The sequence below is a fragment of the Erwinia rhapontici genome (genome assembly GCF_020683125.1).
In the GTDB taxonomy this organism is placed as follows: Bacteria; Pseudomonadota; Gammaproteobacteria; order Enterobacterales; family Enterobacteriaceae; genus Erwinia; species Erwinia rhapontici.
This window is the reverse complement of sequence record NZ_CP085627.1, coordinates 4,629,642-4,645,095: the sequence shown is the minus strand read 5'-3', so window position 1 is coordinate 4,645,095 and position 15,454 is coordinate 4,629,642. Positions and strand designations below refer to the sequence as shown.

Sequence of the window (15,454 nt, the reverse complement as noted above, 5' to 3'; positions counted from 1 at the left end):
ATCCAGACAGAAGCGTTTTCGTGTGAATAATAAAAAACGGATACATTCCTGCTTGATTTTCATTTTATTGAATGGATAATGCACGAAAATTACATTGTGTTACATGCCTTTAAAATGGACTTACATTAGCATGACTTTATTTTTGCGTTTCTTTCAGCAGGGATTTGCTACATCTTTACTTATGAGTGCGGCAATTACCGCTACACCCATCGCCTTCGCGGCAGCACTCCCTGATAACGATACCCGTACGGGCGCAACGCTGGATGCCCAGGAGCAACTGCGCCAGCAGGCGCGAGAGCGTGCACTCCAGCAGCAAAATGCGCCGGACAGTGATGTCCGTCTGGCACGCCCCGATGCGGTGACCCCTGACTATCCTGTTGACGAAAAACCCTGCTTCATGATCCACTCCCTGCGTCTGCAGGGCGATCTCGCACCCCGTTTTCAGTGGGCGCTGGACGCGGCTGAGGGGGCCAAAGGCCGTTGTCTGGGCGGGCAGGGCATTATGCTGGTGATCAACAAGGTGCAGAATGCCATCCTGGCAAAAGGCTTTGTCACCACCCGGGTGATGGCCCAGGAACAGGATTTGACCCAAGGTGTGCTGACATTGACGCTCCAGCCCGGACGCATCGGTCGCGTGCAGTTTGAAGAGCCGGTCTCATGGCGTGCACGTATGTGGAATGCTGTACCGGCATCCTCAGGAGATGTGCTGAATCTGCGCGATATTGAGCAGGGGTTGGAAAACTTCCGGCGGGTGCCCAGCGCCACTGCCGATATCAGCATCCTGCCCGGTGAGCAGGATGGCACCAGCGACCTGCGGGTGAACTGGAAAGAGGGCCGCCCGGTTCGCCTCAGCCTGGGGCTGGACGACAGCGGTTCAAAAAGCACCGGGCGCTACCTCGGTTCCGCCACGCTGGCGGTGGATGCACCTTTTGCACAAAACGATCTGTTCTATGCCAACATTGGCAAAGATCTGTTTCAGCACGGCCCCTTTGGCAACCGCTCGCATACGCTGAACTACTCGGTGCCTGTGGGCTACTGGGGGCTGGCCGCCAACTACAACAATTACACCTACCACCAGAATATCGCCAACGTCAACGAGGTGTTGAGCTACAGCGGCAAGAGCGACAACGTACAGTTGACGCTCTCGCGCCTGCTGTTCCGCAATCAGTTGCATAAAACCACCCTCAATATGCGCCTCTGGCGCAGAAACTCCTCTAACGCAGTGGAGGACGTCGAGATCGAACAGCAGCGCCGCCGTACGGCGGGTTGGGAGTTGGGGCTGAATCAGCGCAGTTATCTTGGCAACGCCACGCTGGATGCCAACCTCAACTGGCGGCGTGGCACCGGCGCTTTCAATGCGCTGCGGGCACCCGAAGAGGATACCCAGAGCGGCAGCGCCCGTACCGGCATTGCCATGGCCGATATCAGCCTGAACCAACCCTTTACCCTGGGCAGCGAACCCTGGCGTTATGTCACCAGCGTACGCGGCCAGTGGAGCGCCAACCCGCTGACGCCACAGGATCGCATAGCAATTGCGGGGCGTTACTCGGTACGCGGTTTTGACGGTGAGCAGATCCTGTCGGGTGAGAAAGGGGTGATATGGCGTAATGAGCTGGCGTGGAATGTGCTGTCACGCGGCCATGAGCTGTATGCCGCGCTGGACTACGGTCGAGTTGACGGCCCCGGTACCCGTTATCTGGCCGGGCACCAGCTGGCAGGGAGCGCCATCGGCGTGCGCGGTGCTGTATTGAGCCACCTCAGCTACGACCTGTTTGCCGGGGTACCGCTGCAAAAACCCGAACAATTCCATACTTCAGGTGCGACGGCAGGTTTCAGCCTCAACCTGGACATTTAACGCGGCCATCCGCCCTCGCGGCGGCTGCACTATGACGTGAACGGACAGTGCTCTGTCAGGGACGACTTCTATGAACAAACATTGCTATCGCCTTATCTTCAGCCGCACTCACGGGGAGCTGCGCGTGGTGTCCGAACTGGCCCGCAGTTGCAGCAGTGAGCCCGGCCAGAGCCGTGGCATCGGCGCGCCGCGTCTGTGGGTGACGGTACGTCGGGTGGTCTGGATGCTCGGCCTGTCACTGTTTGCCGCGCCGACGATCGCCGCCGGGATTGTTGCCGACGGCTCGGCACCTGCGGGCCAGCGTCCGCAGGTGATCGCCACGCAGAACGGACTGCCACAGGTGAACATCGCCGCGCCGAACCGCTCCGGGGTATCGCATAACCAGTACCGCCAGTTTGACGTTGATAAACGCGGGGCGATCCTCAATAACTCCGCGTCGATGACCTCGACCCAACTGGCGGGGATGATCCAGGGTAACCCGAATCTTAAGCTGAATTCAGCCCCGGCGCGGGTGATTCTTAACGAAGTGAACAGCAGCAACCCCAGCGAACTGCGCGGCTTCCTTGAAGTCGCAGGCGGGCGTGCGCAGGTCATTGTCGCCAACCCGGCGGGGATCGTCTGCAATGGCTGCGGCACCATCAACGCCGGGCGCATGACGCTGACGACCGGTAAAACTCAGTTGAACGCCGATGGCAGCCTGGCGGGTTATCAGGTGGAGCGCGGCACCGTGCGTATTGAAGGCGGCGGGCTGAATGGCGATGCCCGGCATGATACGGAATACGTTGACGTGCTGGCGCGTGCAGTCGACGTGAATGCGGGCGTGTGGGCGAAACAGGGGCTCAACGTGGTCGCAGGCCGGAACCGCATCAGCGCAGACGCGAAAACGGTGAGTGCGCTGGCCACCGACGGCAAGGCGCCTGAACTGGCGATCGACATGGGACAGATGGGCGGCATGTACAGCGGTCATATTCGCATGATCGGGACGGAAGCGGGCGTCGGCGTGCGCAACCAGGGCGGGCACATTCAGGCTGAGAAAACGCTGACAGTGAGCAGCGAAGGTAAACTCACCTGGCAGTCTGGCAAACAGGAGGCGGTGACCGAAGCGGGCGGGGATATTCAGCTGGCGGCCCGGGACAGCATTGAACACCACGGCAAACTGCACAGCGGTGGCACGCTGTCCGTCGACAGCCGCGAAGGTGATGTGAAACAGTCCGGCACTCTGGCAGCGGCGGGCGACGTCACACTGAAAGCAAAACGCGGTATAACCAGCAACGGTAACCTGCTGGCAGGCAGTGATGCGAACAGTGTCCTGACGCAGGATGCGGATCTTACGCTGACCAGCCAGGGCGAGATCCAGGCCAGCGGCAAGCTGTTGAGCAAAAAGGACGTGAAGGTCAGCGGGCAACGGGTTGATCTCAGCCAGAGTACGCTGGCTGCCCGCCGTGCCGACATCCGTGCGCAGGCGGCAGGCGTAGCATTAAAAAATGCCAAAGTGGACAGCGCCGAGCTGATCGTTAACACCGCAGGGAGCGTTGCGGCGCAGCAGGCGCAGGTGAGCGCGGGCCGCTGGGATATTAACGCGGATAGTCTCTCCGTACAGCGTGGCATCTGGTCGCAGACCGGAGAAGGGGAAAGCCGTTTTGCCCTTTCTGGCCAGCTGGATAATACCGATGGCAGCATTGAAGCCCGGCAGTTGAGCCTGACCAGCGCTACGCTGACCAACCAGAATGGACGGCTGGTGGCACTCAACGACACGGCGCAGCACTGGCAGGTCAGCGGTTTGCTGGATAACACCCATGGCGCTCTGGGTAGCAACGGTAATCTGACGCTGGTGGTCGAGGGCGGCCTGGGCAACCGCGGTGGCCTGATCTTCAGCGACCAGCAGCTTGATCTGACGGTGAATAACGCGCTGGACAATCAGGGCGGCACGGTGAGGAGCAGCGACGATCAGCGCATTGTGGCCAACCACATTAATAACCGCCAGGGGCTGTTCAGCAGCGGCGCAGGGCTGGAACTGACCGCGCAGCAGCTGGATAACCCGGACGGCACGCTGATCAGCTATAGCAAGGGTGTGTACCATGTTGCCACGTTGAATAATCAGCAGGGCAAGCTTCATAGCGGCGATGCACTGGCGATTGAGGCCAATGAGGTCAACAACCAGGGCGGCCAGCTGGTTGCAACGCGGGCGCTGGACGTGCATACGACGCAGTTGAATAATCAGGATCAGGGAAAAATCAGCAGCCAGCAGGCGCTGACCGTACAGGCGGATCGGTTGAATAACCGTGACGGCGGGCTGCTGCTGGGCACCACGGACACCGATGTGACGGCCCGTACGCTGGATAACCGCGCCGGGAGCGTACAGAGTGCAGGAACGCTCACCCTTTCACTGCTGGAGACGCTGGATAACCGCCAGGGACGTGTTGTGGCGAATCAGGCGCTGACGATCCAGGGCGGCAATCCGGGCGCACGCAGTGCCGGAGTTCCCGCGCTCGATCTGATCAATCAGGGCGGCGTGGTGCAAAGCGGCGCAACATTAAGCGTTCAGACCCACACTCTCAACAACCAGGGCGGTACGCTGCTCAGCCAGCAGGATCTGAATCTCGCGGTCCGCCAGGATTACACTCACCGTGCGGGCGACACCCTCAGCAGCAACGGCACTGTTACGCTTTCCGTGGCGGGCGTGCTGACCAACCTGACGGATTGGCTACTGCCTGGCGGCCTGATCGTTAACAGCCAGGATTTCACGAATCAGGGATCGCTGGTCGGTAAAACGCTGCACCTGACGACCGGCCTGCTGCTTAACCGTGGGCGACTGGAAGCCGACAGCATGACGCTGAACGTGTATACGCTGGACAACCCGGCGACCCTGATCGGCGATAACATCACCGTGCGTGGCCGGGTGATCGACAACCACGGTAATGCTGCGGTAATCGCGGCGACCGACCGTCTGGATCTGCATAGCGGGGAACGCCTGACGAACCGCGATGGCGGCCTGCTCTACAGCAGCGGCAGCCTCTTCCTGGGCAGTGATGATCTGATTGAAAATCGCGCCAGCAGCATTGAAGCGGACGGTGATGTGACGGTGGAGGCCAAACGCCTGAACAACCTGCGCGAAGGGTTGAATATCGCCCGTAATGCGGCCAGCAGTGACTACAGCTGGCATCGCTACAACTATTACTGGCGCTCATATGGTTCAGATGTGGGTCGCAACAAAAACACCATGACGCCAACCACCCAGCGGCTCACCTTTAAGGATGACGCGGCTGCTGCCAGCAATCGCTACGGCACCTTGCTGGCTATCGATGCCGGGTCCAAACGCGCCCAGGTGCGGGTGAAAAACAGTCAAGGGGTGATGACGAATCTGTGGGTCAACTACCTGGCCCTGAAGCCGAATGCGGATGGCAGCTATGCCATGACGTTCTATGAAACGCGTGGCTATCGCCAGAATACGGTGCCAACACCGTATCAAAACACCGTCTGGCGAGAACACGACCAGGGACGGCTGGAACAGTGGGATCCGAACAAACATCTTGATATTGCCGATGCACCGTACGTCAGCGATTACAACAACCTGCGTGAGCGTACGGTCACTGGCACGGTAACCCGTGACAAACTGGTGTCTGCGGGTGTCGGTGCGCATATTCTGGCGGGCGGCAATATGGTGCTGCGTGTGGCCGGGCAGCTGCTTAATGATGCCAGCACCCTCAGCGCGAACGGGGATCTGAATGTTGCAGGCGCGAAAAATATCGTCAATAAAGGCTATTCGGTTAACGAACGCCGCCAGGAACATATCGTCGACCACTACGATCGTGACACTAACCACTGGTATCCCACCTTCAATCGCGATGAGACCACCGCGCTGACCACCATTGATGCCATTATGACGGGCAATGGCTCGGTGACGATCCAGGGCGCCAGCATTGAGAACGTCACAGTCAATCAGGCGCAAATCAGCAGCGTGGCAGCGGCGGAGAAAGCAGCGCAAGCCGGGCGCGAAGAGTGGGAACGTAACCCGCTGACGGCCAACGAGGACGGCACCCAGCCGCTGACGCCAGGTGAACTGGCGCTGGCGAATCAACAGCAGCTCGATCGTGTGGCGACCTCCATTCCCAATAACGGCCTGTTCCGCCAGGATACCGCTAAAGGCAGCCCTTTCCTGGTGGTGACCGACGAGCGCTTTACCAGCCGCAGCAAGTTTATCAGCAGTGATTACCTGCTCGACCGGGTGGGATACGATCCGGCGCTGGTGATCAAGCGCCTGGGCGATGGCTTCTACGAGCAGCGTCTGGTCCGTGAGCAGATGCTGGCGCTGACCGGACGGCCGTCGGAGAAGGGAGACGATGCCATGGCGCAGTATCAGAACCTGATGAACAACGGCAGCAAAGTGGCACAGGACTTCCACCTGGTGCCTGGCGTGGCGCTGACGCCAGCACAGATAGCCGCGTTACAACAGGACATCGTCTGGCTGGTGAGTGAAACGGTCGATAGCGCAGAAGGCCCGCAGACGGTCTGGGTGCCTAAAGTCTATCTGGCCAACAATACCGTGCGCCTGTCCGGTGACGGGGCGCTGATCGCCGGTGGCAACCTGCAACTCTCGGCCAACAGCCTCAGCAATGCCGGGAACCTTGTGGCTGACCAGGCGCTGAAGATTGATGCCGACCAGTTCCTGCACCAGGGCGGCGATATTCGTGCTGACAGTATTAACGTACAGGCCACTCACCTGACCTTAAGCACCAACCTTCAGGATGCCCTGCGCCAGGCTTCGATGAGCGCCAGTGACATCAGCCTGAGCGGCACCGATGTGAAACTGCAGGGGGCGAAGCTGGATGCCACACAGAACCTCAGCCTGAGTGCGCAAAACAGCCTGGAGATTGGTGCGGCCCGCAGCAGCCACACCGCCAGCCTTGAGGTGATTTCCGGGGCGATGGGTAACCGGACACGCGCCGGTATGGAAGACGTCGGCTCACGTAAGGCACAGGTGAGCGGTGAATGGCAGCAGGCGCTGGGCAGTTCGCTGAATGCCGGGGGCAACCTTAACCTGAATGCCGGGCAGGACTTGACTCTGCAGGGCAGCCAGGTGAAAGCGGGCGGCACCACCCAGCTGCAGGCGGGCGGTGAGATAAAACTGCTGGCAGAAACCACCACCAATACCACCCACCTGAAAGCGAACAGCAGTACCTCATCGGTGCGTAACACCCGTCAGGAAGATCGTCTGTTGCTCAGCACCCTGAGCGGTGACCAGGGCGTGACGCTGGTGGCCGGTAAAAACCTGCGGGTGGAAGGCGCGCAGGTGGACAGCGAGAAAGGTAGCATCGGCGTGAGCGCGCAGGATGTGATCATCAAAGAAGCGCGCCAGGTTGTCATCGACCAGGACAGCGAAAAGAAACGCGAAGGCAAAACCAAAATCCAGCGTGAGATGGAGACGGTGCGCGACAGTGGCATCGGCAGCACCTTCAGCGGCGAGAAAGGCGTGACGGTAATCGCTCGTGAAGGCGATATTGCAGTCGCGGGCAGCACCCTGCACAGCGAGGAAGGCGCGATTGCGCTGCAGGCGAAACGGGACGTGGTGATTAACAGCGCCACCGACCGCGAATCGCAGTTCTCGGAAGAGAGGAGTGTGAGGAAAAAGTTCCTGTCGAAAAAAACCACCCGTACGGTCAAAGACGACCGTTCAACGCTTGAACAGGGCTCGCTGCTCAGCGGGGAAAGCGTCAGCATCACTGCCGGACGCGACCTGGCGGTAGTGGGATCGGCCATCGCTGCTGATAACGATGTCACTCTTGCCGCCGGCAACAATGTGGATATCGTCGCGGCTACGGAGACGGAATCGCACTATCTTCTGGAAGAGAAGAAAAAGAAAGGACTGCTGGGCAGCGGCGGTATCGGCTTTACCATTGGCAGCCAGTCAACACGTCATCAGATAGATGAGAACGGCACCACGCAGAGCCAGAGCGTCAGCACCGTGGGCAGCAGCCAGGGCAATGTCAGCATCACCGCAGGCAACCGGGCGCATATCGGCGGTGCCGATGTGGTGGCGGGCAAAGATATTGCTATCACCGGCGACAGCGTGCAGATAGATCCGGGCTACGATAAACGCACCAGTACTGAAACCTTCGAATCGAAGCAGAGTGGCTTCACCCTGGCCCTCTCCGGGGCGGTGGGCAGCGCGCTGAATACCGCGGTCAGCACCGCGCAGCAGGCAAGGAAAGAGGGCGACGGACGCCTGCAGGCACTCCAGGGAACGAAAGCGGTGCTGTCCGGGGTGCAGGGGGCGCAGGCCTACAGCCTGGCCGAAGCGGGTGGCTCCGAAGGCAGCGTGGTGGGGGTTAACCTTTCTTACGGCAGCCAGTCGTCGAAAAGCGAGACGACCACGAAAAGCAGCCAGTCGCAGGGCAGCAGCCTGACGGCGGGCGACAACCTGACCATAACCGCCACCGGCAAAGGCAAAGGGCCGGACAGCGGCGATATCAGCATCGCGGGCAGCCAGCTACAGGCCGGAAAGGACGTAAGCCTGAACGCAGCGCGTGACGTTAACCTGGTCTCGGCGGAGAACACGCAGAGCCTGGACGGGAAGAACGAGAGCCACGGCGCGTCGGTCGGCATCGGGATAAACTTTGGTCAGGGTGCCAACGGGCTGTCGCTCAACGCCAGCGTCAACAAGGGGCGCGGCAGCGAGACGGGCAACGGGGCCACGCACAGCGAAACCACGGTGAACGCGGGTAACAACCTGAGCATCACCAGCGGGCGGGACGCCACGCTGCACGGTGCCCAGGTGAGCGGCGAGAAGGTGGTGATGGACGTGGGGCGTGACCTGACGCTGAGCAGCCAGCAGGATGAAGACTATTACGACTCGAAGCAGCAGAGCGTGAGCGCCGGGGGCAGCATCAGCTTCAGCGGGGGCAGCGGGTCGGTTAACGCCAGCCGGGATAAAATGCACAGCAGCTGGCAGTCGGTGCAGGAGCAGACCGGGGTGTTTGCGGGCAGCGGCGGCTATGATATCACCGTGGGTAAACATACCCAGCTGGACGGGGCGGTTATCGGCTCGACGGCCACGTCGGATAAGAACAGGCTGGATACCGGCACGCTGGGCTTCAGCAACATTGAGAACAGGGCTGAGTACCAGGTTGAGCACCAGAGCGTGGGCATCAGCTCGGGCGGTAGCGTGGCCGGTCAGTTTGTGGGGAACATGGCCAACGGCCTGCTGGCGGGAATGAACGGCAGCGGGAGCGACAGTTCGACGACGAAGGCGGCGGTGAGCGAGGGCACGATAATCATCCGTGACGCGGCGACCCAGCGGCAGGACGTGGAGGGTCTGAGCCGGGACGTGGAGCACGCGAACCAGACGCTGAGCCCGATATTTGACAAGGAGAAGGAGCAGCGGCGGCTGAAGGAGGCGCAGCTGATAGGAGAAATCGGGAGCCAGGCGGCGGACATCGCGCGGACGCAGGGGCAGATAGAGGCGACGAGGGCGGGCAGGGCAGAGCTTGAAAAACAGGGCATCCGCCAGCCAGGTGATAAAGCGACGAAGGAAGAGCGTGCGGCTTATGACAAGGCGCTGACGGAAACGGCGGGCTACAAAACCGCCCAGCAGAAATGGGGCACGGGCAGCGCCATCCAGCAGGGGTTGCAGGCGGCGACGGCGGCGGTGCAGGGCCTGGCGGGCGGGGATCTGAAAGCGGCTATTGCAGGAGCCTCAGCACCCTACATAGCGGAAATTATCAAGCAGACGGCTCCGAACGAAGCCAGCCGGATAATGGCACATGCTGCGGTAGCGGGAGTGATAGCCGCCGCGCAGGGCAACTCGGCAGCAGCAGGCGCGGCGGGAGCGGCCACGACGGCCCTGATGGGTGAAGCTATCAAACAGTCACTGTATGGTGACGTGCCGGTCAGTCAGTTGAATGAAGATCAAAAGCAAACGCTGGTTGCGCTGGGAAGCCTGGCGGCGGGTCTGGCAGGCGGTCTGGCCGGAGGCAGTACGGCGGACGCCATAGCCGGAGCGCAGGCAGGCCAGAACGAAATCAGCAATAATATGGCCGGTGTGGGCATGCTGTCACAGATGCTGGCGCAGCAGACGCTGAACTCGGCGGCGATGGCTGAGGCTGGCAAGGGCAACGTGAACGACCAGGCGGCGCTGGCACTGACAAAAGCGGTGAAAGATGGACTGAGCGCCGGATGCCTTGCGAACGATGCCTGCGTGCTGATGGCGATAGTTTCTGCTCAAAGTCAGCGACATCCGGAAGGTTCAGGAAGTAATAATGTAACCATCCCGGTTAAGGATGATCTGACTGGCGGCAAGCTGGTCAATCCGGGCCATCAGGGTGAAAAGGATACGTCATTTACCACGCCAGACCAGCGCGATCAGAACGGAGCTACGCATACAGGTAACAGCGATGGCGCGCCAGATACGGGTGGAAGTACTATCGTCACTCCGATCCCTGATGGGCCGAGTAAAGATGATCTCGTTTATCTGGCTCTCAAGGGGAAAGAAGCACAGAAGGCTGCTGGTGATTTAGGTTATGATCGGAGAATACCGCCACAGAAAGCACCGTTTGATTCGCATGGTCAGCCCGTTTTTTACAACGGAAAAAATTATATTACCCCTGATGTTGATAGTCATAATGTGTCCAATGGCTGGAAGTTATTCAACAGCAAAGGTAAGAGAATTGGTACTTATGATAGCGAACTTAACAAGATTAAGGACTAGTTTATGTTTGGTATATTTCCCGAAGAGATGCCGACCACTATAGAAGGTGAGTCCGTTTTACCTGCATCGATAGTCATTGACGGATTCAAAGAGTCAATGAATATCCCTTTAACCTATTGGAATTTAGAGGATTATAAAAAAAGCTGGTTAAAATCACTCAAGGAAGGGTTGGAAAATAAAAATCATGCTGCGTTAGCCGTCTCAATGTATGAACCTAAGTTAATGAATTTTGTTTTTGCATGGGTTGTCTATTTTGAAGATGACGCAGCTCACATTCAAAATAATATTATTTTTTTGGATGAATGTAATAATTTCACTCCTGACAAGATCAACGAATTTATCGAAAAACGTACTACCCATGATGAAGATGGAATGAAAATATCGGAATGGAGCACTGATATAAAAAGTATTTTAGACTTCTATAATAGTCTTAATCACTGAACGGAATCCCGCCCTTATCAGGCGGGATCTTCCCTGTACTATTTCAACTCCCGTGCATGATAACCGCTGTTGCGCTTAAACTTTGGCACGTCGCAGGTGCTGTGCAACGCTCCCGGGAATTCCTTCAGCCACTGCGCCACCTTCCTGCGGTTAATCGGCACCACGCTTAAGCCCTTGATGAAACCCCACAGTTCGCGAGTGTCCTGGGTGGTGATCACGATGCGGTGGATAATAGCTTCCTCAGCTCAAAAGATGTGTTTAATCTGCATAAAGAGCTTGAGGAAGCGGATAAAACCGGTGCAAACAAAAAGGATATCTACGAGAAATACGCGGAGGTCAGCAAGAAGAACCGTGAAGAGGCGGTAGCGGAAGGCTGTTCCGGCAATCCATTCTGTGCCAATGGTGCATTGCCAGAAGCCGCTGCGGGTTCTGATATTGCGAACAGCCTGAAACGTCTGCCGCTGTTCTCCGCCCTGAGCAGTGACGACCTGGCACAGCTTGATCGGTTTGTGCTGGCAGAGAATGAAGACAACGCCAGAGCGATTTACCAGGCGATGCCGGACTACGTCAAAGTCGCGCTGAACGGTAAGGAAGCGGTAGAAGCGATAGGGCTGGGTGCTGCGGTTGGTGGTGGTAAGGCGCTGGCTGCACTGGGCGTTGTGGGTAAGGCTAATAAACAGCCTCATCAGCCTAATCAGGGCGCTGTTGGGAATATGGGTGAGTTCTTCAGGCAGCCAGGTTTTGGTAGTCAAATGAAGGGTAAAACGCAGAAAACCAGCCAGATGTACGATGGGCAAAGTGTGTATCAAGCTAAAGGTGAAGTCGGAGGGTATATAGTTAAAGGTGATAAATATTATCTGGATGGCATGCACAAAAACCACATTGAAGTTTTTGATAAAAACAGGAATATCAAAGCCGTTCTGAATCTTGACGGTTCTTACAATCGAGTAAAAATAGATAAAGCCATCGCAGATGGAAGGAAGTTACCAAAATGATAACTTACGCATTCCTTGATGAAATAAAGAAAAACTTTCCATTGATACTGAGCCAGAAATTAACAGGACCAGTTGATATTGATGATATGGCTGTTGATTATAATGCTTCTCTTGAGAGTCAACTAATCAAGCAGTTAACTCTTCTGCAATCTAAAACTAGTCTATTTTCAGAGGCTTGTAGGTGTAATGACGAAGTTACAATGAAAGCTTTTCTCTTAGAGATTAGAACTCACGCGATGAGTTTATCTAGTTTTTTTGATGCTATTGCAGAAGATGCAACGTTATTAATCAGGATAGATGGTTGGCCTGACATACCAGAAAATTATCAGGTTCCTGAGCACTACAATTATCCTAAGCGATAAAGCACAAATCCCGGCCACCGCGCCGGGATTTTAACATTAACAGTCAGCCAGCACCCCGCTTCTGCGGTTTCGCTATGTGGAGAATAACTCACTGGCCGGTGACAAAGCCCGGGAGTCTGTGAAGCAAAGTGCTGAACACTGGAAAGAGCAGGTCAGGGATAAGCTGGGTGAAGGTACAACGTCTTCCATCGCGAACGGCATTATCAATGCCCTTGCGGATACCGGTGATGCAGCATTAGGTTCTGCGGACTATGCTGCTGATGCAGCAATGGCGCTGGCTTCATGTGCTGCGGGTGATAGCTATTGCACTAAAGCGATGAGCGACCTGGCCGGGAAAAATCAGGCAGCGCTGGAAGCCACAGGCGGGATGCTGGCAGGTATTATGCTGCCAGGTAAGAAAGTCCCTGGAGTCGGGAACCGTATTTAAACGGTACTTAAAGCTGAAAAGAATTGGGAAACTGCTAGAAATAAAGCCATAAATATGGTTGGTGATTTAGGGGCTGATTCAAAGCCTGTTATTGGCCGATTGGAAGTGAGTGCTGGTAATGGAAAGGTTATTGGTCGTCAATCCAGCGATGGCAAGGTAGGCTGGCGTGTGGATTATGATCCAGAGAAAGGGACGCATATTAATATGTGGGATTACTCAAAAGGTAAAGCCCCTGGTACAGCAGTAAAAACCGTCATACCTTTTGAAGGTAATGAAAAAGCTTTTGAAACTATATTGAAACAGCTAAATAGGTAGGGGTAATGACTTTATTTGACGAATGCAAAGAAGCGTTGGCTGTTGATTTTAATATAGTTATTGGTGCCGAAGAAAGAAAGGCCATCGATATGCTTTATAATTATCCCCTTGCCGCCGGAGGAGTTTTGTGGGATGGGATGAAATATAGTGATCATGATGATTTATATAATTTGTTAAACGCAAATTTAGTAAAAAAACACGACGTCTTTGTCTTAGCAGATGATGCAGAAATACCACTATTCAGGACAAATATTAGGCTGATAGCGGAAAATGTTTATGATGTTACAGCATTGTCACCAAAGTTATTTATTTATAACGATGAAATCATAATACAGCCGTTATTTCCATCAGAGAGTTTTCGCGTTGGGCTAAGATCTGACAATTTATAATTAAATAATCCCAGCCCTAAGCGGCTGGGTTTTTTGCTTTAACAGTCAGCCAGCGCCCCGCTTCTGCGGCTTCGCCATGACCTGAATCACGTCCATCAGTTCCCGCTGTTTACGGGCTGAGAGCTTCGGGCAGAGCTGGCGCAGGGTCTGTATCACCTCCGGCTCCGGTGGCGGTACTTCCGCCGTCAGCACCAGAGAACCGTTCATCACCCGCACGTTAACCGGCGTGCCGGTTGCAAACCCCGCCTCTGCCAGCCAGTCCCCTTATGTGTGACAGGAACGGGTTCAAAAGTACGTGAATCCCGGATATGGATCACGGTTTAATTTCTTGTTATTTAGGACGTTAACCTGGTCTCGGCGGAGAACACGCAGAGCCTGGACGGGAAGAACGAGAGCCAAGGCGCCTCGGTCGGCGGCGGGATAAACTTTGGTCAGGGTGCCAACGGGCTGTCGCTCAACGCCAGCGTCAACAAGGGGCGCGGCAGCGAGACGGGCAACGGGGCCACGCACAGCGAAACCACGGTGAACGCGGGTAACAACCTGAGCATCACCAGCGGGCGGGACGCCACGCTGCACGGTGCCCAGGTGAGCGGCGAGAAGGTGGGGCCTAACCCACCAAAGCAGCAGTGAAAAACCACTGTATCGTCAAAGTAAAATTGCGAAGGAAATTCAGAGGATGACAAGAATCAGTTATTCTCTGACTCCGCTTCCTCACCTTCTTTCTCTTCCCCGCCGCCCGAAATAAAGTCAGACAGCTTCATCTCACCCAGCTCATTCATTTTTTTCTTCGCCTCTTCTAATGGCTGCGCAGCGTTTAGTTCCGCCACTTTTGCATCGGCCAGATCCGTTGCCTGTTTACGGGTTTCATCCCACTGCGTTTGTGCCGATTCCACCAGGCTACTTGTGCGCTTATCGGCTTCTTCTTTAATATTTTCTTTGGTTGCATCATCACAGGCTGAAATTAAGGTGATCATGGCGGTTAATGCGAGAATGCCAAATTTGTTCATAGAAATAACCCTTATTAAACCGACGTCGCTTGCGACGGAGAAAAAACAGTAATGGCATGTGCCTTGATGGCAAACCGGGCAGGCGTCTGCCCAATCAGTTCACCGTCGGCGTTAATATCATGAGGGCGCCGCGTACTGAGCGTCATGGCGGTGGTGGATAGCGTACGCACTTTACGCCAGCGCCCGTGTGTGCCGCGCCGCAGCGCGGGCAGCAGGGCGATCATCTCCCACCAGTGCGCCACTTCCAGGCTGTAAACATCCAGGCGACCATCGTCAGGTGCCGCACTCTGTTCCACCGTCATGCCGCCGCCGTAAAAGCGGCCGTTACCCACGGAAACCTGCACGGTTTTGACCTTCTCGGTGATGCCGTCATGCTCCAGCGTGGCGCTGAACGGGCGGCTCTGTTTCAGCAGTTTAAAGGCCGCCAGCGCGTAGCCAAAAGTCCCCCAGCGCTTCTTCGATTCAGCGGTCAAATGGTGGGCCAGCGTGGCGGAAAACCCGATGCTGGAGACGTTAAAAAACAGGTGTCCGTTCACTTCACCCAGGTCGATAGGGCGCTGGTGCCCGGCAGCGATCACCTTCACGGCCTGAGCCAAATCGTTGGTGATGCCGATGGTGCGGGCGAAATCATTGGCGGTGCCGAGTGGCAACACACCCAGCGGCAGGCCGCTGCGCATCAGCCCTTTCGCGGCAGCGTTCAGGCTGCCATCGCCCCCGCCAACAATCACCAAATCGATGCGGTCAGCGTAGTCGAGGATGATCTCGCTGCTGTCGCGACGGTCGCTGGCTTCAGGTTCAACCACCTGAATTCCCTCTGCGCTGAGCAGGGATAACACCTGCTGTTTATTGGCTTTGCCATTCCGGGAATGTTCATTAATCAGTAACAATGCGATCGGCTTTCCCTGAATATTATCATTATCATGGTTCATCATTATTTCTCAGGTCGTCAGAGCACAATT

General features: G+C 56.5%; 9 protein-coding genes and 3 pseudogenes. 8 read left to right on the top strand and 4 right to left on the bottom strand.

Annotated elements, in window-relative coordinates; translation table 11 throughout:
• Window positions 1-130: 130 nt before the first annotated feature.
• The 3 genes from LJN55_RS21425 (at window position 131) to LJN55_RS21415 (ending at window position 11,000) form a co-directional block, all read left to right on the top strand.
• Window positions 131-1,855, top strand: a complete 1,725-nt coding sequence (locus tag LJN55_RS21425; protein WP_227535248.1) for a ShlB/FhaC/HecB family hemolysin secretion/activation protein — start codon at window positions 131-133, stop codon at window positions 1,853-1,855.
• Window positions 1,856-1,925: 70 nt separating this feature from the next.
• A complete protein-coding gene (locus LJN55_RS21420; RefSeq protein ID WP_227535247.1) occupies window positions 1,926-10,559 on the top strand; it encodes a hemagglutinin repeat-containing protein in 8,634 nt (2,877 codons plus the stop codon).
• Window positions 10,560-10,562: 3 nt separating this feature from the next.
• Complete coding sequence (locus LJN55_RS21415; protein ID WP_133842692.1) at window positions 10,563-11,000, top strand: hypothetical protein; 438 nt, start codon at window positions 10,563-10,565, stop codon at window positions 10,998-11,000.
• Window positions 11,001-11,038: 38 nt separating this feature from the next.
• Here the strand turns inward: LJN55_RS21415 and LJN55_RS21410 are convergent.
• A pseudogene (locus tag LJN55_RS21410) lies at window positions 11,039-11,221 on the bottom strand (hypothetical protein); the annotation flags it as partial.
• A gap of 3 nt (window positions 11,222-11,224) precedes the next feature.
• Between LJN55_RS21410 and LJN55_RS21405 the strand changes: the two are divergent.
• The 4 genes and pseudogenes from LJN55_RS21405 to LJN55_RS21385 all read left to right on the top strand — a co-directional run bounded on the left by LJN55_RS21405 (window position 11,225) and on the right by LJN55_RS21385 (window position 13,488).
• A complete protein-coding gene (locus tag LJN55_RS21405) occupies window positions 11,225-11,995 on the top strand; it encodes a hypothetical protein (RefSeq protein WP_227535246.1) in 771 nt (256 codons plus the stop codon).
• Window positions 11,992-12,357 carry a hypothetical protein gene (locus LJN55_RS21400; protein ID WP_133842690.1) on the top strand — a complete coding sequence of 122 codons (366 nt, stop codon included), beginning with the start codon at window positions 11,992-11,994 and terminating at the stop codon, window positions 12,355-12,357. Before LJN55_RS21405 ends, LJN55_RS21400 begins: the two co-directional genes overlap by 4 nt.
• A gap of 289 nt (window positions 12,358-12,646) precedes the next feature.
• Window positions 12,647-13,099 (top strand): annotated as a pseudogene (locus LJN55_RS24100) (hypothetical protein); the annotation flags it as partial.
• Window positions 13,100-13,104: 5 nt separating this feature from the next.
• The gene (locus tag LJN55_RS21385) at window positions 13,105-13,488 is read left to right on the top strand and encodes a CDI toxin immunity protein (RefSeq protein ID WP_212813390.1); all 384 of its coding nucleotides are present in this window, start codon (window positions 13,105-13,107) and stop codon (window positions 13,486-13,488) included.
• Between the two features lie 45 nt (window positions 13,489-13,533).
• Here the strand turns inward: LJN55_RS21385 and LJN55_RS21380 are convergent, their stop codons facing one another.
• Window positions 13,534-13,695: a SymE family type I addiction module toxin gene (locus LJN55_RS21380; protein WP_265105982.1), complete on the bottom strand. Its 162-nt coding sequence runs from the start codon at window positions 13,693-13,695 to the stop codon at window positions 13,534-13,536.
• A gap of 132 nt (window positions 13,696-13,827) precedes the next feature.
• On the opposite strand from LJN55_RS21380, the pseudogene LJN55_RS21375 reads away from it, so the two are divergent.
• Window positions 13,828-14,091, top strand: a pseudogene (locus LJN55_RS21375) (hemagglutinin repeat-containing protein); the annotation flags it as partial.
• A gap of 83 nt (window positions 14,092-14,174) precedes the next feature.
• Here LJN55_RS21375 and LJN55_RS21370 read toward each other — a convergent pair.
• Both LJN55_RS21370 and LJN55_RS21365 read right to left on the bottom strand, forming a co-directional pair.
• Window positions 14,175-14,495 carry a hypothetical protein gene (locus tag LJN55_RS21370; RefSeq protein ID WP_133842672.1) on the bottom strand — a complete coding sequence of 107 codons (321 nt, stop codon included), beginning with the start codon at window positions 14,493-14,495 and terminating at the stop codon, window positions 14,175-14,177.
• A gap of 14 nt (window positions 14,496-14,509) precedes the next feature.
• Entirely contained in the window at window positions 14,510-15,424 is a 915-nt protein-coding gene (locus LJN55_RS21365; RefSeq protein WP_133842754.1) for a lipid kinase, read from the bottom strand.
• Between the last annotated feature and the right edge of the window lie 30 nt (window positions 15,425-15,454).

What these genes read in the sequence shown, in the direction of transcription:
- LJN55_RS21425 (WP_227535248.1), top strand. Translation starts at nt 131, where the DNA reads ATGACTTTATTTTTGCGTTTCTTTCAGCAGGGATTTGCTACATCTTTA.
- LJN55_RS21420 (WP_227535247.1), top strand. Translation starts at nt 1,926, where the DNA reads ATGAACAAACATTGCTATCGCCTTATCTTCAGCCGCACTCACGGGGAG.
- LJN55_RS21415 (WP_133842692.1), top strand. Translation starts at nt 10,563, where the DNA reads ATGTTTGGTATATTTCCCGAAGAGATGCCGACCACTATAGAAGGTGAG.
- LJN55_RS21400 (WP_133842690.1), top strand. Translation starts at nt 11,992, where the DNA reads ATGATAACTTACGCATTCCTTGATGAAATAAAGAAAAACTTTCCATTG.
- LJN55_RS21385 (WP_212813390.1), top strand. Translation starts at nt 13,105, where the DNA reads ATGACTTTATTTGACGAATGCAAAGAAGCGTTGGCTGTTGATTTTAAT.
- LJN55_RS21380 (WP_265105982.1), bottom strand. Translation starts at nt 13,695, where the DNA reads ATGAACGGTTCTCTGGTGCTGACGGCGGAAGTACCGCCACCGGAGCCG.
- LJN55_RS21370 (WP_133842672.1), bottom strand. Translation starts at nt 14,495, where the DNA reads ATGAACAAATTTGGCATTCTCGCATTAACCGCCATGATCACCTTAATT.
- LJN55_RS21365 (WP_133842754.1), bottom strand. Translation starts at nt 15,424, where the DNA reads ATGAACCATGATAATGATAATATTCAGGGAAAGCCGATCGCATTGTTA.